17 protein-coding genes are annotated in these 17,285 nt (G+C 67.2%); 5 read left to right on the top strand and 12 right to left on the bottom strand.

What is annotated here, in order from left to right; all coding sequences use genetic code 11:
* Positions 1-3: 3 nt before the first annotated feature.
* Together J8I82_RS23035 and J8I82_RS23030 are read left to right on the top strand one after the other, a co-directional pair.
* Entirely contained in the window at positions 4-621 is a 618-nt protein-coding gene (locus J8I82_RS23035) for a hypothetical protein (protein WP_245180015.1), read from the top strand.
* A 166-nt stretch (positions 622-787) separates the two neighbouring features.
* Positions 788-2,014 carry a cystathionine beta-lyase gene (locus tag J8I82_RS23030; protein WP_209761185.1) on the top strand — a complete coding sequence of 409 codons (1,227 nt, stop codon included), beginning with the start codon at positions 788-790 and terminating at the stop codon, positions 2,012-2,014.
* Between the two features lie 45 nt (positions 2,015-2,059).
* Here the strand turns inward: J8I82_RS23030 and J8I82_RS23025 are convergent, their stop codons facing one another.
* From J8I82_RS23025 to mfd, 7 genes are all read right to left on the bottom strand, one after another.
* The gene (locus J8I82_RS23025) at positions 2,060-2,299 is read right to left on the bottom strand and encodes a DUF2789 domain-containing protein (RefSeq protein WP_209761184.1); all 240 of its coding nucleotides are present in this window, start codon (positions 2,297-2,299) and stop codon (positions 2,060-2,062) included.
* A gap of 64 nt (positions 2,300-2,363) precedes the next feature.
* Positions 2,364-4,046, bottom strand: coding sequence for a PepSY-associated TM helix domain-containing protein (locus J8I82_RS23020; protein ID WP_245180013.1), 1,683 nt, complete (start codon positions 4,044-4,046; stop codon positions 2,364-2,366).
* A gap of 10 nt (positions 4,047-4,056) precedes the next feature.
* Complete coding sequence (locus J8I82_RS23015; protein WP_245180011.1) at positions 4,057-4,359, bottom strand: hypothetical protein; 303 nt, start codon at positions 4,357-4,359, stop codon at positions 4,057-4,059.
* Complete coding sequence (locus J8I82_RS23010; RefSeq protein ID WP_209761183.1) at positions 4,356-4,670, bottom strand: hypothetical protein; 315 nt, start codon at positions 4,668-4,670, stop codon at positions 4,356-4,358. The genes J8I82_RS23015 and J8I82_RS23010 overlap by 4 nt, the downstream gene beginning before the upstream one ends.
* A 155-nt stretch (positions 4,671-4,825) precedes the next feature.
* Positions 4,826-5,680 carry a phosphoserine phosphatase SerB gene (gene serB / locus J8I82_RS23005; RefSeq protein WP_209761182.1) on the bottom strand — a complete coding sequence of 285 codons (855 nt, stop codon included), beginning with the start codon at positions 5,678-5,680 and terminating at the stop codon, positions 4,826-4,828.
* Positions 5,681-5,841: 161 nt separating this feature from the next.
* Positions 5,842-7,080 (bottom strand): acetylornithine deacetylase, encoded by a 1,239-nt coding sequence (argE, locus tag J8I82_RS23000; RefSeq protein ID WP_209761181.1) that lies wholly within the window; start codon positions 7,078-7,080, stop codon positions 5,842-5,844.
* Between the two features lie 90 nt (positions 7,081-7,170).
* The gene (gene mfd / locus J8I82_RS22995; RefSeq protein ID WP_209761180.1) at positions 7,171-10,620 is read right to left on the bottom strand and encodes a transcription-repair coupling factor; all 3,450 of its coding nucleotides are present in this window, start codon (positions 10,618-10,620) and stop codon (positions 7,171-7,173) included.
* 226 nt (positions 10,621-10,846) lie between these two features.
* Between mfd and ispD the strand changes: the two genes are divergently transcribed.
* Both ispD and ispF read left to right on the top strand, forming a co-directional pair.
* Positions 10,847-11,587, top strand: a complete 741-nt coding sequence (gene ispD, locus J8I82_RS22990; RefSeq protein ID WP_209761179.1) for a 2-C-methyl-D-erythritol 4-phosphate cytidylyltransferase — start codon at positions 10,847-10,849, stop codon at positions 11,585-11,587.
* Between the two features lie 14 nt (positions 11,588-11,601).
* A complete protein-coding gene (gene ispF, locus J8I82_RS22985; RefSeq protein ID WP_209761178.1) occupies positions 11,602-12,111 on the top strand; it encodes a 2-C-methyl-D-erythritol 2,4-cyclodiphosphate synthase in 510 nt (169 codons plus the stop codon).
* 33 nt (positions 12,112-12,144) lie between these two features.
* Here the strand turns inward: ispF and J8I82_RS22980 are convergent, their stop codons facing one another.
* The 5 genes from J8I82_RS22980 to ompR all read right to left on the bottom strand — a co-directional run bounded on the left by J8I82_RS22980 (position 12,145) and on the right by ompR (position 16,614).
* Positions 12,145-12,717, bottom strand: coding sequence for a GNAT family N-acetyltransferase (locus tag J8I82_RS22980; RefSeq protein WP_209761177.1), 573 nt, complete (start codon positions 12,715-12,717; stop codon positions 12,145-12,147).
* A gap of 182 nt (positions 12,718-12,899) precedes the next feature.
* Positions 12,900-13,421 carry a carboxymuconolactone decarboxylase family protein gene (locus tag J8I82_RS22975; RefSeq protein ID WP_209761176.1) on the bottom strand — a complete coding sequence of 174 codons (522 nt, stop codon included), beginning with the start codon at positions 13,419-13,421 and terminating at the stop codon, positions 12,900-12,902.
* A gap of 106 nt (positions 13,422-13,527) precedes the next feature.
* Positions 13,528-14,076: a peroxiredoxin gene (locus J8I82_RS22970; protein WP_133096856.1), complete on the bottom strand. Its 549-nt coding sequence runs from the start codon at positions 14,074-14,076 to the stop codon at positions 13,528-13,530.
* Positions 14,077-14,517: 441 nt separating this feature from the next.
* On the bottom strand, positions 14,518-15,867 hold the full coding sequence (locus tag J8I82_RS22965; protein WP_209761175.1) for an ATP-binding protein: 1,350 nt from the start codon (positions 15,865-15,867) through the stop codon (positions 14,518-14,520).
* 24 nt (positions 15,868-15,891) lie between these two features.
* Positions 15,892-16,614, bottom strand: a complete 723-nt coding sequence (gene ompR / locus J8I82_RS22960; protein WP_010810107.1) for an osmolarity response regulator transcription factor OmpR — start codon at positions 16,612-16,614, stop codon at positions 15,892-15,894.
* A 316-nt stretch (positions 16,615-16,930) separates the two neighbouring features.
* Between ompR and J8I82_RS22955 the strand changes: the two genes are divergently transcribed.
* Positions 16,931-17,281 carry a hypothetical protein gene (locus J8I82_RS22955; RefSeq protein ID WP_209761174.1) on the top strand — a complete coding sequence of 117 codons (351 nt, stop codon included), beginning with the start codon at positions 16,931-16,933 and terminating at the stop codon, positions 17,279-17,281.
* The last annotated feature ends 4 nt before the right edge of the window (positions 17,282-17,285 follow it).

The following is a 17,285-nucleotide window of genomic DNA, read 5'->3' as shown; positions in this document are numbered from 1 at the left end:
GCCTTGCGCCGTGTGCTGCTGAAAACGGCCATCCCGGCGCTGGCTGCCGTGCTCGCCCTGGCGGGCACGGCGCAGGCCGCACCGGCGACTGAATTGTCGACCGGCCCGGTCGGGGCGGCCTCGGCTGGCGGCGAGAGCCTTGGCATCAACCAGGCCATCCGCGATGGCGAGGCCAGGCGCGGCACGGCGCTGTCGACCGGCACGCCCAGGCCGCTGGCACCGCGCCCCGAGTATTCATCGCTGCCTGTCTATGTCGGCAAGGTCGGCGACCAGCCCGTGCGGCTGCGGCTCGGCCCCAAGCCCGACGAGCGCGACAGCGTGCGCGGCGAATATAGCGGCCGCGGCGCCGGTGTGCGCCTGCTCGCCGGCGAATGGGAAAACGGCGCTTTCCTGATGGAAGAGTCGGACGATGGTACGCGCGTAACGGGCAACTGGGAGGGCAATATCGACGCCAGCGGCGCCGTGCGCGGCACCTGGACCGATGCCTTCAATCCCGCCATCGTGCTGCCGTTCTTTATCCGCCCGCTGGGCGTGCTGGTCATTCCACCATTCGACATGACGCCCGGCAGCGGCGTCACCTACGCGCCGCCGCCGCCCAAGTCGTCGATCTCCGGCTGGTAATCCGGCACCATTTTCGCGCGCTATGCCGACCGCCACCGTTCCCGGTGGCGCGGCCGGCATTTGCTGGTAAGCTCGAAGGCTCACCGAGTCTCATTCCTGGCCCGGACAGTGTGATGCCTGCCTGGCATCGCGCCAGCGCCGGCCAGCAGCCAGCAAGGAATCCGCCGTGTCCGATTCATCGTCCGACAAGCCCGCATCCCGCCCCCATTACCTGCAGACCGTGGCGGTCCAGCCCGAACTGGACATCGCATCCGGCTTTGCCTCATTCTCTCCCGCCACCCACCGTGGCTCGACCGTGGTGTTCCGCAACCTGGCTGAACTTCGGGCGCAGGGCGACGGCACCACCACCTACTGGCGTTACGGCCTGCACGCCACCCCGACCAGCGAAGCGCTGTGCCAGCACCTGGCACTGATCGAAGGCGCGCGGCATACCTTGCTGCTGCCTTCGGGGCTGGCGGCGATTTCGCTGGTCTACTTCGCACTGCTCAAGAGCGGCGACGACGTGCTGATGCCGCACAACGTCTACGGCCCCAACCGAGACCATGGCGAATGGCTGGCGCGCGACTTCGGCGTGTCGGTACGCTACTACGACCCGATGGACGCCGCTGGCATGGCCGCGATGATCCGTCCCGAGACGCGCCTGATCTGGATGGAGTCGCCGGGTTCGGTGACGATGGAAGTGGCGGACACCGATGCCATCGTCGCCGCCGCGCAGGCGCATGGCGTGCTGACGGCAATCGACAACACCTGGTCGGGCGGCGTCTACTTCCGCCCGTTCGACAAGGGCATCGATATCTCGGTGCAGGCGCTGACCAAATACCAGTCCGGCGGCAGCGATGTGCTGATGGGCGCGGTGATGACGCGTGACGATGCGCTGCACGACCGCCTGCGGCGCACCCGCATGCTGATGGGCTGGGGGGTGTCCGCCGATGACTGCCACCTGGTGCTGCGCGGGCTGCCGAGCCTGCCGGTGCGGCTGGCGGCGCACGACCGCGGTGCGCGCGAAGTCGCCGAATGGCTGCGCCAGCGGCCCGAGGTGGCGCGCGTGCTGCATCCCGCGCTGCCCGACTGCCCCGGCCATGCCAACTGGCGGCGCGACTTCACCGGCGCCACCGGCCTGTTCGCCATCATCCTGCGCGCGCGCTACTCGCGCCAGCAGGTCGATGCCTTTGTCGAGGCGCTGCAGTTGTTCGCGATCGGCTGGTCGTGGGGTGGTGCGCACAGCCTGGCCGTGCCTTATCACGTGCAGGGCATGCGCCCGGCAGGCACCTGGCCGCCGGCCGGCTGGCAGGACACCGGCGAACTGGTGCGGCTCTATATCGGCCTGGAAGACACCCGCGACCTGATCGCCGACCTGCGCCAGGCGATGGAGGCGAAGCTGGGCGCGGTGTAAGGGATGTAAAGGCGGGGGCGGGGCGCGCAGGCGCCCCGCGCCGCTTCAGGCAGGCTTGCGCAGCGCCAGGTTGAGCTGGTCGACCACTTCGGCCCAGTCGGCGTCGTCGAGAAGTTCGTCGTGCAGCAGCGCTGACTGCGCGGGCGTCCAGAACGGCGCCTCCGCCAGTTCCATATCGTCTGGCAGCGGTGCGTGCTGGCCGATGAAGCTGCGGATGCTGGCTTCATCGGAAGCCAGGCCGAGTTGCGCGAACAGTTCGGAAAACTGGTGGAAGGTCGGTTCCATGGCGGTCGGGGTTGCTGGTTGGGGACTCATGTAGTGTAGGCGAGTCCCGGGCAACAGCCGGCGCTCAGCGCGCGTCCGCGCCGGACATCGGCTTGGCGCCGGCGGCGGCCGTGGCCGTGGCCGTGGACGTGGACGTGGACGTGGACGTGGACGTGGACGAGGCGGCGGCACGCGGCATTGCCCAGACCGACTCGGCCGGTCCGCTGCGCGCACGCCGCTGGGTGGCGCGGGCGAGGGCGACGAAACCCGCCGCCAGCGCGATGGCGCCGATATCGAAGCCGGCGATGATCCAGTGCCCGCTGGGGATGCTGCGCATCAGGTGGTCGCCGGTCAGGATGGCGTTGGCCAGCGGCACGGTCAGCGCGGCCAGTGCCGCCACGTACAGCAGTTCGATCGCCGCGCGTACCGGCGGGCGCAGCAGCGCCCACGCACAGGCAATGCCGAACACCGTGAAGTAGGTGTAGCTCACCGCGCGTTCGGGCCACAGCAGTGCTGCCGGAAAGCACAGCGCCACCCCGATGCAGCAGCCGATGCAGACGCCGACGGTCGCCTGCGCCAGCAAGCGGTGCACGCGCGGCTGTTCGGCCTGGCGCAGCTTGCGCCGCGATTCGATCCACAGCAGGTTGCCCGAATAGAACAGGAACGCGCCGGCCAGGCCGGCCAGCAGGTAGACCAGCCGCACCGGCAACTCGCCGAAGGTGCCGAAGTGCAGCGCATACAGCGCGCTGTACAGCCCGTGATTGCCGTCGCGCGCGCCGGCAGTCTGGTTGGCGGTCAGCAGGCCCGCGTTGGGTTCGCCCTGCGCGGCGTGGATGCCGACCGAGCCGAGATTGCCGAGGGCCTTGGCGCTGGTGCCGCGCACTTCGACCACGGCATTGGCATCGCCAAAGCGTTGGAAGCGGAACGACCCTGCCGTGAAGCGTTCGCCGCCGTGCTGTTGCGCAATCCGCACCAGGGTGTCGGTGGGCATCGTCGGCACGGCGCGGCCGGCGGCAGCCACCTCCGGCACCGCGGTGGTGGCGCGCGGCACGGCTTCGAACAGGCGGCCGTCGAAGGTCAGCGTGTTGAACACCATCATCAGCACCAGCGACAGGCAGAACAGCGCGCCGGTGATGGCAAAGACCAGGTGGAAGGGCAGGCTGAACAGTCCCAGCACGTTGTGCGCATCCATCCAGAAGCGCTTGAGGTTGCGTCCCGGTCGCACCGCGAACAGGTCCTTCTTTAGGCGCGGCAGGTGCAGCAGCACGCCCGACACCAGCGCCAGCCCGTACAGCACCGAGATCGCGCCCATGAAGTAGATCCCGCCGACCGGAATGCCGAGCGAATAGTGCAGGCTGTTCAGGAACGCCGAGAGTTCGCCGATCACGTGGTCGCGCGAGGTGTCGCGCTGCATCGCGGCGTCGCCGGCCAGGCGTGCGTCGGTGGTCATCTGCCATTCGCCGGCCTTGTCCTGCCAATAGGCGGCGATATTTGGCTCGCCTTCGGACGGCATGATCACATAAGCGCTGGCGGCCGCGTCAGGGTGGATCGCCACCAGCCTGTGCATGAAGCGGTCGACCGCGGCCGGGTCGGCCCTGGCTTCGACCGGCCCATTGCCTTTCAGGCGTGTGGGCGATTGCCACACGTGGAGCTCGTGGTGGAACACGGTCACGGCGCCGGCAAAGAAGGCGATAAACAGTGCCCAGCCGGCCATCAGGCCGACCCAGGTATGCAGCGTCTGGTACAGGCGCAGGGTTGCGGTTTTCATGATGGCGTTCTCAGGAGACGGGCAGCGCGGCCGGGGCCAGGCCCGCCAGGCGCAGGGCCCACAGCGCGCCGAAGCAGAGCAGATTGGCGCCTCCCAGCCACAGCCAGGCCGAGCGGCTGGTGCGGAACAGCAGGCTGCAACTGATGATGGCCACCCACACCGGCAGGCAAGCCACGACCGCGGCAACGATGCCGGTTTCCCAGCCGCCGGGCAGCCACAGGATCGACAGCGTGCACAGCACTACGGCGAGGGGCAGCCCGAGCAGGGTGCCAGCCAGCCACTTGGTGCCCATGGTATCGGCGGCGCCGTTCATGCCCGTTGGCTCCCTTGCCCTGTCTGCACCATCCGGCCCTGACCCGCCTGGCGCTTGCGTTGGGCATAAGTGCCGACGAAAGGCCAGGCCGACAGCGCGCAGGGGACCGTTGCCAGGCTGGCGGCGATCGCCACCGGCCAGCCATTGGTCGTGCTCCACAGCCAGGTGCTGGCGATCACCAGCGCCAGGCCGAGCCAGCCAAATACGCGCGGCCCCGGGCCGCGTCCGGGCGGCAGCAGGACCTGGTTAGGCGCAGCCAGGTACAGGCACGCGGCCGCGGCCAGGCCCAGGAAAACGGCCAGAACTTGCATGAGGGGAAATGTTAGCGAATCGAAACATTAATGGTAATGATTCGCATTTGTCCCTGCAAGCGGAATGTTGGAAGGGAGCGTCGTCGAAATGTGGCAGAGCCGCTACCCATCCAGAAAAGTACGGCGCAGCGGCGCCACGGGCCGCTGGCGTGACCTCAGTGGGGGAACAGCGCCAGCAGCCCGTCCAGCCCGACGTGGTTGAACGCGACGCTGGCCTGCGCGCGCACCACCGGCTTGGCGCGGAAGGCCACCGACAGGCCGGCGACCGCCATCATCTTGAGGTCGTTGGAGCCGTCGCCCATGACAATGGCCTGGTCCGGCGTGGCGCCGATCTGCGCGCAGATCTCCTGCACGGTACGGGCCTTGACGTCGGCGTTGACGATCTCGCCGACCACGTTGCCGGTCAGCTTGCCGTCGATGATCTCCAGCGTATTGGCGCGGGTGAAGTCCAGCTTCAGGCGCGGCTTGAGCTGGTCGGTGAAGTGGACGAAACCGCCGGACACCAGCAGCGTCCTGATGCCCAGCGCCTGCACGGCCTGCAGCATGCGTTCGGCACCGGGCGACAGGCGCAGGCGCTCGGCGTAGACGCGGTCAAGCACGCTGGCGTCCAGGCCCTTGAGCAGCGCCACGCGGCGCCGCAGGCTTTCGTTGAAGTCGGTGATCTCGCCGCGCATCGCTGCTTCGGTGATGGCAGAAACTTCGGCCTTGAGGCCGCAGAAATCCGCGATCTCGTCGATGCACTCGATGGTGATCAGCGTCGAATCCATGTCCATTGCCACCAGCCGGAAGTCCGACAGCTTGCGTCCGGCCGGGACTACGGCCCAGTCGATCGCGCGCGGACCGCAGAAATCGTCCAGCGCATCGCGCAGCGCCGGCGTCAGCGGCGCGCAGTCCTCGGCAGCGGCCACGGTGTCGCTGCGCGGCACCAGTTCGGAGGCGCGGGCGAGGGTGCGGGCGGTGTCGAGGTCGGCGGCGGAAAGCGGGGCGGTGCTCTGGAGGATCAGGGGCATGACAGGTGGGATCGGGCGCGCGCCGCATGGCAGTCAGGCCGGGCGGCACCGCGGAAAAACCGATATTGTAGCCGCCCCGGCCGATCGGAATGCGGTGTGATCTTCTCCCCTCTCCCTTTGGGTTTCTTTGGGAGAGGGGAGCAAGCCAGCGCTGATGAAGGTCAGGCCATGCGCAGGCTGTCCACCACCTTACGCAAGAACCCTTCGCATGCCGCCAGTTGCTCCAGCGCGACGAACTCATCCGGCTTATGCGCCTGCTGGATATCGCCGGGCCCGCACACCACCGCCGGAATGCCCGCGCGCTGGAACAGCCCGGCTTCGGTGCCATAGGCAACCTTGTTGGTCTCGCGGTCCGCCGTCAGCGCCCGCACCAGTTGTGTGATCGCGGCCTGCTCGGCAACATCCAGCGAAGGCGCGGCGGCGATCTTGCTGAGCGTCAGGTCGGCATCGGCATGCTCGGCGCGCATCTTCGGCAGCAGCACGTCGTTGGCGTAGGCATGGATGCGCGCGTAGATCACTTCCGGATCCACCCCAGGCAAATTGCGGAACTCGAACACGAACTCGCACAGCGCGGGGATGGTGTTGAGCGCAATGCCGCCCTGGATGGTGCCGGTCTGCGCCGTGGTGTAGGGCACGTCGAAGGCCTGGTCGTAAGGACCGTTGGCCTTGAACTCATCGGCGATATCGCGGATGAAGCAGATCAGCCGCGCAGCGTATTCGATGGCATTGACGCCGCGCGGCGTCAGGGACGAGTGCGCGGCCTGGCCCCGGACGCAGCAGCGGTAGGCGTTGATGCCCTTGTGCGCGACGATCACGCGCATGCTGGTCGGCTCGCCGACGATGCAGCCGCCGGGCGTCACGCCACGCTCGCGCAGTTCGGCCAGCAGATAGGGCGCGCCCATGCAGCCGATCTCTTCATCGAAAGAGAGGGCGTAGTGCACCGGTTCGCGCAGCTTCGCGTCGAGGATGGCCGGCAGCAGCGACAGGCTGGTGCCGATGAAGCCCTTCATGTCGCACGTGCCCCGGCCATACAGCTTGCCGTCGCGGATCACCGGCTTGAACGGATCGGTAGTCCACTTCTGGCCGTCCACCGGCACCACGTCGGTGTGGCCCGACAGCACGATGCCGCCGTTGGTGCTGCCATTGGCCGCGGGCACCGTGACAAACAGATTGGCCTTGTCCTGCTGCGGGTTGTAGGTGAGATGCGGCTTCAGGCCCTTGGCCAGGAAGTGGTCGCGCACGGTCTCGATCAGGCCGAGGTTGGAATGGCGGCTGGTAGTGTCGTAGGCGACCAGCCGCTGGGTCCATTCGAGCGCGCTGCCGCGCGCGGCATGGTCATTGGCAGTCTGGGTGTGAGTGTGGGTGTGGGTCTGGGTCGGGGCGGCGGCTTGGGCTGGCATGGGGCGCTATCACTAACCGATCAAGAGTCCGATGCTACACCCGGTCGTATGCCGAGTCCATGCAATCGGCCATGACACCGCCCCGCAGCTTTACGCCAGTTGCCGCAGCGTATGCTTGATTGTTTGCGCGCGTACCGTCACATCCGGCATCTTGGCCTCAATGCGCAGCTTATCCTGCCCGGCCAGCTTGATATGCCGGTTCTTCTGCACCAGGTCGATGATGCGCGTGGCATCGATCGGCGGATTGGGCACGAACTGCACGCTGATGGTGGCCTCGCCCGCATCGATCTTGCGCACGCCCAGCGGCGCCGCGGCGATGCGCAGCCGGTGCGTTTCCACCAGCGCCTGCGCCTGCGCCGGCAGCCTGCCAAAGCGGTCGATCAGTTCTTCCTGGATATCGTCGACACGCTCGGCGGTCTCGCAGTTGGCCAGCCGCTTGTACAGCGACAGGCGTTCATGCACATCGCCGCAGTAGTCGTTGGGCAGCAGCGCCGGCGTGCCGAGGTTGATCTCGGTGGTCGCCGCCAGCGGCGCCATCAGGTCGGGCTCCTTGCCGGCCTTCAGCGCCTTGACCGCGTGGTTGAGCATGTCGGTGTAGAGCTGGAAGCCGATCTCGTGGATCTCGCCCGACTGCTTGTCGCCCAGCACCTCGCCGGCGCCGCGGATTTCCAGGTCGTGCATGGCGAGGTAGAAGCCCGAGCCGAGTTCCTCCATCTGCTGGATCGCTTCGAGCCGGCGCTGCGCCTGCTTAGTCAGGCCGTCGACATCGTGCACCAGCAGGTAGGCATAGGCCTGGTGGTGCGAACGCCCCACGCGGCCGCGCAGCTGGTGCAGCTGCGCCAGCCCGAACTTGTCGGAGCGGTGGATCAGGATGGTGTTGGCGGTCGGTACGTCGATGCCGGTTTCGATGATGGTCGTACACAGCAGGATGTTGTCGCGGCGCGAGACAAAGTCGCGCATCACGCGCTCCAGCTCGCGCTCGTGCATCTGGCCGTGCGCCACCGCGATGCGTGCTTCGGGCACGAGCTCGGCGAGCTTGGCGCGCTTGTTCTCGATGGTCTCGACCTCGTTGTGCAGGAAGTAGACCTGCCCGCCGCGCTTGAGCTCGCGCAGGATGGCCTCGCGGATCACGCCATCCTCCTCGCGCCGTACGAAGGTCTTGATTGCCAGCCGCTTCTGCGGCGCGGTGGCGATCACCGAAAAATCGCGCAGGCCTTCCAATGCCATGCCCAGCGTGCGCGGGATCGGCGTGGCGGTCAGCGTCAGGATGTCGACCTCGGCGCGCAGCGTCTTCAGCGCTTCCTTCTGGCGCACGCCGAAGCGGTGTTCCTCGTCGATGATGACCAGCCCCAGGCGCTGGAATTTGACCTGGTCGGACAGGATCTTGTGCGTGCCGATAACGATGTCGACGCTGCCTTCGTTGATCTGCTTGATGGCCGCGTCGATCTCCTTCCTGGTCTTGAAGCGCGACAGCTCGACGATGCGCACCGGCCATTCGGCGAAGCGGTCGGACAGCGTCTGGAAATGCTGCTCGGCCAGCAGCGTGGTCGGCGCGAGCATCGCCACCTGCTTGCCGCCCAGCACCGCGACGAAGGCAGCGCGCAGTGCGACTTCGGTCTTGCCGAAGCCGACGTCGCCGCACACCAGCCGGTCCATCGGCTTGCCCGAGGTCATGTCGGCGATCACCGCGGCGATGGCGGCGGCCTGGTCCGGCGTTTCCTCGAAGCCGAAGCTCTCGGCAAAGGTCTCGTAGTCCTTCGGCGACAGCGGGAAGGCAAAGCCCTCGCGCGCGGCGCGGCGCGCGTACAGGTTCAGCAGTTCGGCGGCGGTATCGCGGATCTGCTGCGCGGCGCGGCGCTTGGCCTTGTCCCACTGGCCCGAGCCCAGGTGGTGCAGCGGCGCGGTGTCCGGATCGGCGCCGGAATAGCGCGAGATCACGTGCAGCTGGTGCACCGGCACATACAGCTTGCTGCTCTTGTCGTATTCGAGGTGCAGGAATTCCTCCTCGCCCTGGCCCATGTCGAGCGACACCAGGCCATGGTAGCGGCCGATGCCGTGCTCGCTGTGCACCACCGGATCGCCGATCTTCAGTTCGGCCAGGTCGCGCACCATCGAGTCGACGGCGGTGGCCTGCTCCTGCTTGCGGCGGCCAGTGCGGCGCGCGGTGCCGGCGTACAGCTCGGCCTCGGTGACGAAGGCAAACGGTCCTTGCGGCAGCGCGAAGCCGCTTTGCAAGGGTGCCACCGCGATCGAGAAATGCGATTCGCCGGCGAGGAATGCGGCAAAGTCGTCCACCGGCTGCGGGCGCAGGCCGCTTTCGGCAAACAGCTGCAGCAGCGTCTCGCGCCGGCCGGCGGAGTCCGCGCACATCAGCACGCGGATCTGCTTGTCGAGCAGCAGCGATTCCAGGTTGACCAGCGGATCGTCGGCGCGCCGGTTGACCGAGACATCGGGCAGGATCGCCGAGAACGGCGTCTGGTCCGCGCCCGGCTCCGCCTGCAGCACCAGCCGTGCCATCGGCTTGGCGCCGACGAAGAACTGCTCCTCGGACAGGAACAGGTCGGCTGGCAGCAGCAGCGGGCGCTCACGATCGTGCCGCATGAAGTTGTAGCGCTGCGTGGTGTCGGCCCAGAAGCGGCGGATCGCTTCATCGATGTTGCCCGCGAAGGCCAGTTGCGTATCCGCCGGCAGGTAGTCGAACAGCGTCGCGCTGTCTTCGAAAAACAGCGGCAGGTAGTACTCGATGCCCGCCGACGGCACGCCATTGCCAATGTCCTTGTAGATCGGCGACTTGGTCGGGTCGCCCTCGAAGACTTCGCGCCAGCGGCCGCGGAAGGCGGTGCGCGCGGCCTCGTCGAGCGGAAACTCGCGGCCCGGCAACAGGCGCACTTCCTTGACCGGGTACAGGCTGCGCTGCGTGTCCGGGTCAAAGGCACGGATGGTCTCGATCTCGTCGCCGAACAGGTCGATCCGGTACGGCAGCGCCGAGCCCATCGGGTACAGGTCGATCAGGCCGCCGCGCACGCTGTATTCGCCCGGGCGCATCACGGCGCTGACGTGCTCGTAGCCGGCCAGCGTGAACTGCGCCTTCAGCGCAGCCTCGTCCAGGCGCTCGCCCTGCTTGAAGAAGAAGGTGTAGGCGGCCAGGAAGGACGGCGGCGCGAGCCGGTACAGCGCGGTGCTGGCCGGTACCAGCATCACGTCGCATTGCCCGCCCTGGATATCGTGCAGCGTGGCCAGGCGTTCGGAGACCAGGTCCTGGTGCGGCGAAAAGCTGTCATAGGGCAGCGTTTCCCAGTCGGGCAGCAGGCGCACGCGCAGCTCGGGCGCGAACCAGGGGATTTCCTCGGCCAGGCGCTGGGCATCGACGGCATTGGCGCACACCACAGCCAGCATCGGCGCGCGCGCGCGGTGCTGCCGCGCGTAGGCGGCAATGGCCAGGGCATCGGCCGAGCCACGCAGGCCGGCCACGGTGTGGCGCAGGCCGGGCTTGACCAGCGGCAGGTTGACGAAGGGCAGGGGGGACGTAGCGTCAGGCATGTCGGCAACGGGGCGTTCAAAACGACGACACCCCGCCGGCATCGCGGGCGGGGGTCGGACAGAATGCTGCGGGCACATAGCGGCACCCGCCCACGCCGCCAGGCACGCATGCGCCATGGCGACGGGCAAGGGCCGTATTATAGAATGCGACCCGATTGTCCCGCTGGCGCCACGGCGCTGGCCCAGCCCTGCAGCTTGACTTCGCCATTTACTTCCTGCCCCAGCCGTGTCCGCTCGCCGCTTTGCCCTGATTCCCTGTGCCGGTACCGGCAGCCGCGCCGGCGGCACCGTTCCCAAGCAATACCAGACCGTGGCCGGCCGGCCGATGATCTGGTACGCGCTGGCGGCGTTCTCGGCATGCGACGCGATCAACGCCACCGCACTGGTGCTGGCGCCTGACGACATGCCGCTGGAATCCCGCTTCGGCGCCGCCACGTTCGCCGGGCTGCGCTTCGACACCGCCTTCGTTGGCGGCGACACGCGGCATGCATCGGTGCTGGCGGGGCTGCATCACCTGGCCCAGCTTGGCGCCACCGATACCGACTGGGTGCTGGTGCACGACGCGGCGCGCCCGGGCCTGACCCCCGCGATGATCCACGCGCTGGTGCGCGCGGTCGAAAGCGACGGCGACGACGACCCGGATGCGGCCATCGGCGGCATCCTGGCGGTGCCGGTGCCCGATACCCTCAAGCGCGCGCAGGACGATGCCCGCATCGGCGGCACCGTGCCGCGCGAAGGGCTGTGGCAGGCGCAGACACCGCAGATGTTCCGGCTGGGCGTGCTGCGCCAGGCGCTGCAGGATGCCCTGGCGGCCGGCGCGGTGGTGACCGACGAAGCCAGCGCGATCGAACGGCTGGGACTGCATCCGCGGCTGGTCAACGGCTCGCTGCGCAATTTCAAGGTGACATACCCGGAAGACTTCGCGCTTGCCGAAGTGCTGTTGGGGACTGGAGCTAATGGAGCATAAGGAGCGTAACCGCAATGATGCCTTTCGATATCCGCGTGGGCCAGGGCTATGACGTCCACGCGCTGGTGCCCGGCCGCAAGCTGATCCTGGGCGGTGTGGAAATCCCGCACGACCGCGGCCTGCTGGGCCATTCCGATGCCGACGCGCTGCTGCACGCGGTGACTGACGCGCTGTTCGGCGCAGCCGCGCTGGGCGATATCGGCCGCCATTTCCCCGATACCGACGCGCGCTTTGCCGGCGCGGACAGCCGCGCGCTGTTGCGCGAGGCCGCGCGCCGCGTGCGCGAGGCGGGCTATGAGATCGGCAATGTCGATGCCACCGTGATTGCGCAGGCGCCCAGGCTGGCACCGCATATCGGCGCGATGGTGGCCAACCTGGCGGAAGACCTGGGGCTGGCGCCCGGGCGCTGCAACGTCAAGGCAAAGACCAACGAAAAGCTCGGCTTTGAAGGACGGCAGGAAGGGATCGTGGCACAGGCCGCGGTGCTGGTCTGGCGCGCCTCGGTGACGGGCGCGCAGGACTGAGCGCGCTGTGACGGATGCGGTGGGCGAGCTTTGCTAGCTGCCCGGCGCATCCGCCGGAGCGTTTTCCGGCGGGATGGCGTACGTGTAGTCGATCAGGCGCGCCATCGCGCCCGAGCGCGCGCCGGCCTCGGTGCGCTTGGTGAAGCCCATCTGCTGCACCAGCCGGTTGGCCGAGGCCATCTCCGGCATGGTCCGTACCAGCAGCGTGGGCGAACCGATATCGCGCGCGCGCTGGATGCAGATCTGCATCAGCGTGCGCCCCAGCCCAAGGCCGCGCGCCTGCGGGCTGACCGACAGCAGCCGCGCCTCTGGCTGCGTCAGCGTGATAGTGCTGCCGTCGAGCGCGGGCAGCGTTGCCCCGGGATGGCAGAACAGCACCGCACCCATGATGCCGTGATCGGTTTCCGCCACCCACCATTCCATGTCGGGATTGCTGGTCGCCAGCACCGCCTGCATGCCGCGCTGGAACGATGCCCGGCAGTCTTCCATGATTTCCAGCTCATACTGCCCATAGGCTTGCTGCGTGACGGCAGCGATGTCGCCCCAGTCATGCACCGCGGCAAGGCGGTAGTGGAAACGGGGAGAAGTCGGCGAAGGCAGGGTCATGGCAGGCTGAAAGTGCATAGGCTGCCTGGATTGTAGGCCGATCGCAGCGCCAGTGCAGTGCCGGTGCGGGGTCGGTTGCAAGATGGGAACAGCCGGCATTTCCCGCTGGGAAGCTGCCGGCTGCTGTGCTACAGGGGCCGTGGGACGGCCCCTGTCGGAGGGCGCGGGGGCGCGCTGTGTACTTACTGGGCAGCGATCACGTTGGCCGCGGCCACGATCACCGCGGCGATGCGGCCCACGTCGCGCAGCTGCTGCGCGGTCATGCCCTGTTCGTTCTTCAGCAGCTGGTAGTGCGACTTCACGCAGAAGTGGCACTTGCCCACGATCGAGGCTGCCAGCGCGTACATCTCGAAACGGCGCTTGTCCACGCCGCCATGGGTGGCGTAGGCGTTCATGCGCAGGCCGGCCGGCTGGGTCGACAGGTCGGTGTCGTCCGCCATCTCGACGTATGGGTACCAGGTGTTGTTCATGCCCATCAGCGCAGCGGCGGTCAGCGCGCTATTGGTTTCTTCGGGCGACAGCACACCGGCGTTGCGGATGGCATCCACCAGCACCTTGCTCTGCGCCGCGAATGCCGCCGCCAGCGCCACGCCGACTGCATCGTTGCCTTCCAGCGAGGAGCGGGCGATGGTGCCGTCTACGTTGAGGCGGATGTCCTTGGCGTAATCGGGGATGAGATTTTTAATTGTACTGAGGAATTCCATATATTTCTCCTATCGATCGGGGCCCAAAAAACCCGCGCGAGCGGGTTTCGGAGCGGAGGGCGGAACCCTCCGCGGATCGCCACGGTGTCTGGCGAAGTACTGCAAATTACAGCGTTGCGCCACCGACGGCACGGTTGCAAGGGCACAGCTCGTCCGTTTGCAGGCCGTCCAGGATACGCAGGACTTCGTCCGGATTGCGGCCGACGTTCAGGTTGTTCACCGAAACGTGCTGGATCACGTTGTCCGGGTCGACGATGAAGGTCGCGCGCAGGGCCACGCCGGCGGCCTGGTCACGCACGCCCAGCTGGTCGATCAGCGAGCCAGTCACGTCGGCGAATTGCCACTGGTTGAGCTTGTTCAGGTCCTTGTGTTCGCGGCGCCATGCCAGCTTGACGAACTCGTTGTCGGTCGAGCCGCCCAGCACGATCGCGTCGCGGTCAGCGAAGTCGCCGTTCAGCTTGGCGAAGGCAACGATTTCGGTCGGGCACACGAAGGTGAAGTCCTTCGGGTAGAAGTAGATGACCTTCCACTTGCCTTCGAACGACTTTTCGGTGATGTCTTCGAAAGCCGACTGGCCGTTCTCTTCGTGATTGTTGAAACCCGGCTTGACACCGACGACGTGGAAGGCTTCGAGCTTTTCACCAACGGTCTTCATAAGACTATCTCCAGATACGGTTGCAATGAGTACAGTGCACGTCAATGCATGCCCGGCGTGGATCCTGCCAGGCAGCTTTGCTGCGGTGCACCGCGACAAAACGTGATTATGCGTGAACATGCCGCACGGGGCTAATTGATATTCTCAAAGAGCCCGATAGGCATGGCATGTGACGCTTCAGCGCCGCCTGCATCGCCGAGGGACGATGCGGAGCGGCAAGCATGCCATGCAAGGCAAGCACGCAAATGGCAAGTTGGTGACGGTCCGCGGGGAATTCAAGCTCTCTGCAGGAGGGGCACTGCTGCGGCCCGCGTGGAAGATCACATGCGTGGCGACCAGGCCGCACATTGCAGCGAACATCAGCCACAGGCCGGGCGCGGCCTTGTTGCCGGTGGCATGGATCCCCTGTCAACGCGCGGCATGGCTGCCGGATGGCGTCGTTCATGCGCGGCGGAAGCAGGCGCTGACCACCAGGCCCGAATCCGGCGCGGCACGGTTGGCCAGCAGCAGCCGCCCGCCGTTGCGCTGCATGATGCGGTTGACGATGGACATGCCCAGGCCCGCGCCCTTGGCCTCGCTGCGCGCGCTGTCGAGCCGGTAGAACGGCCGCGTCAGCAGCGACAGCTGGCCATCGGGCACGCCATTGCCGCGGTCGGCCACGGTCAGCACCGCTTCCTTGTCGTCGACGCGGGTGGAGATCTCGACCACCGCCATGCCGCTCTGCTCGTCCTTGGCATAGCGGCGCGCGTTCTCGACCAGATTGTCGAGGATGCGCTGGACTTCCATGCGGTTGGCCACGGCCATCACCGGCTCGTGGGCGCGCACATGCACGCGCACGTCGTCGTGCGCGGCATAGACGCCCACGGCGTCGTGCACCAGCGCCGACAGGTCGACCGGTTCGACGGTTTCCAGCGGCGGCCGCGCGTAGTTGAGGAACTGGCCGATGATGGCGTCCATCTGCTCGATGTCGGCGATCATGGCGTCGCGCGTGGGCGTGTCCATCGGCGACATCTCGGTCTCCAGCCGCAGCCGCGTCAGCGGCGTGCGCAGGTCGTGCGAGATGCCGGCCAGCATCACCACCCGGTCGTCGTCGAGCTGGCGCAGGTCTTGCACCATCTGGTTGAAGCTGTGGTTAGCCAGCGCCACTTCGCTGGCGCCGCGCTCCGGCAGCGCCGGCGGGTCGCCGCCGGCGCCGATCGCGCGCGCGGCATTGGCCAGGCGCTTGAGCGGATAGTTGACGCGCGCGGTGATAAAGGCCGCGCCGATGATCGACAGCAGCAGCGCCGCAATACTCCACCACAGCCACTGGATGCCTGGCACGCGCTCGAAGCGCTCGGGGCTGATCGCCACCCAGTAGTCGTCGCCCTCGATCTCGAAGCTGACCCACACGCCGGGGATGTCGTTGACGGTGGTGGCCAGCACGGTGTCCTCGCCCAGGCGGCTGCGGATTTCCTGCTGGACCAGCGATGTCAGGAAAGGGTTGGCGGTGGGCGCGGCGAAATCGTCGTCCTTTTCGCGCGGATAGACCTTGATGCCTTCGTTCTGCACCAGGTCGAGCAGCAGGAAGCGGCGCCGAGCGGGGTCGGAGTAGAGCAGCGCGGCGCGCGTTAGCTTGACCACGCTGACCACCTGCATGGCGATCTGCTGCGCGCGCGGGGCGCGTTCGAACAGCCGATAGCTCTGGAACCAGATGCCCAGCGAGATCGCCAGCAGCAGGGCGATAAGCATGAAGGTTCGCCAGAACAGCGAACCAAAGAACCGCGTCGCGGTTCTGCCGATAACGGTCGCCACGATAGGAACAGCGGCCGTTATCGGTTATTTCACGCCATCGGGAATGAAGACGTAGCCCAGGCCCCAGACCGTCTGGATAAAACGCGGGTTGCTCGGGTCCGGCTCGATCAGCTTGCGCAGGCGCGAGATCTGCACGTCCAGGCTGCGATCGAACACTTCATATTCGCGGCCGCGCGCCATTTCCATCAGCTTCTCGCGCGACAGCGGCTGGCGCGGATGGCGGGCAAATACCTTGAGCACCGAGAACTCGCCGGTGGTCAGCGTGATTTCCTCGTCGTTCTTGGTCAGCGTGCGCGTGGCCAGGTTGAGCACGAAGTCGCCGAAGGCGAAGGTCTCGGGGGTTTCCGACGGGGCGCCGGGCACCTCGGCCGGGCCCTTGCGGCGCAGCACCGCATGGATGCGCGCGATCAGCTCGCGCGGATTGAAGGGCTTGGGCAGGTAATCGTCGGCGCCCATTTCCAGGCCGACGATGCGGTCCACGTCCTCGCCCTTGGCGGTGAGCATGATGATCGGGGTCTGGTCGTTGGCACCGCGCAGCCGGCGGCAGATCGACAGGCCGTCTTCGCCCGGCATCATCAGGTCCAGCACCAGCAGGTCGAAACGCTCGCGCAGCCAGAGCTTGTTCATCGCGGTGGCGTTTTCCGCCACCAGCACGGTGAAACCCTGTTCGCCCAGATATCGGCGCAGCAGATCGCGCAGACGCGGGTCATCGTCGACGACAAGAATCTTGTGGCTGGTATTTTCCATGGCGGTATCTTAGCGACTATCGCTTTCGCTCAAAATGGCTTAACAAAACGTTACATACTTTACCCCGTGGTATGGCAGCGTGCATCAACCGTGCGATTACACTGCGCCATCCCGTCTTTTTGCGCACCTTGCGCGCCAATTTTTCGCGGATTTGCTGCGCAGGATCCACGGGATCCGCCGACCCGGTTCGCAAGCCCTGGCTCGATGCTTGCATAGGGCCGCAGCGCCAGACGGGGATCGGACGGGGTAACGAAAATTTCCCGGCTTCAGACGGTTTCAACGACCGCGTTTTCCGAAGCCAAGACCGCCATTATCAATGAAAGTGAACCGAACCCGGCACGGGCCTCCGCAGCATGGTATCGCCGGCGCATGCATTGCGCTTGCGGTTGCCGCATGGCTGCTTGGGCCGGCCGGTCCGGCGCGGGCCCAGTCGGCCGGCATGGCCAACCTGCTCAAGCGCCATCCGTCGGCGCAGGCGAGCGATCCTGGCAACGGCCAGCGCGAGGCGCGCGCCCGTGCCGAGCGCCATCGCGCCGAGCAGCGCGAGACCGACCGCCGCCGCGTGGACGAACGCGATCGCGGCGGTTCGCGGCTGTCGCCGGACGAGCGGCGCCGCTTGCGCAAGAGCCTCTACGATTTCGGGCGGGAGATGTACGACGGCAGCTGAGCGC

The organism is Cupriavidus consociatus, assembly GCF_017814975.1.
Taxonomy (GTDB): domain Bacteria; phylum Pseudomonadota; class Gammaproteobacteria; order Burkholderiales; family Burkholderiaceae; genus Cupriavidus; species Cupriavidus consociatus.
Note: the sequence above shows the minus strand (reverse complement) of the source record. Positions and strands in the feature narration are given on the sequence as shown.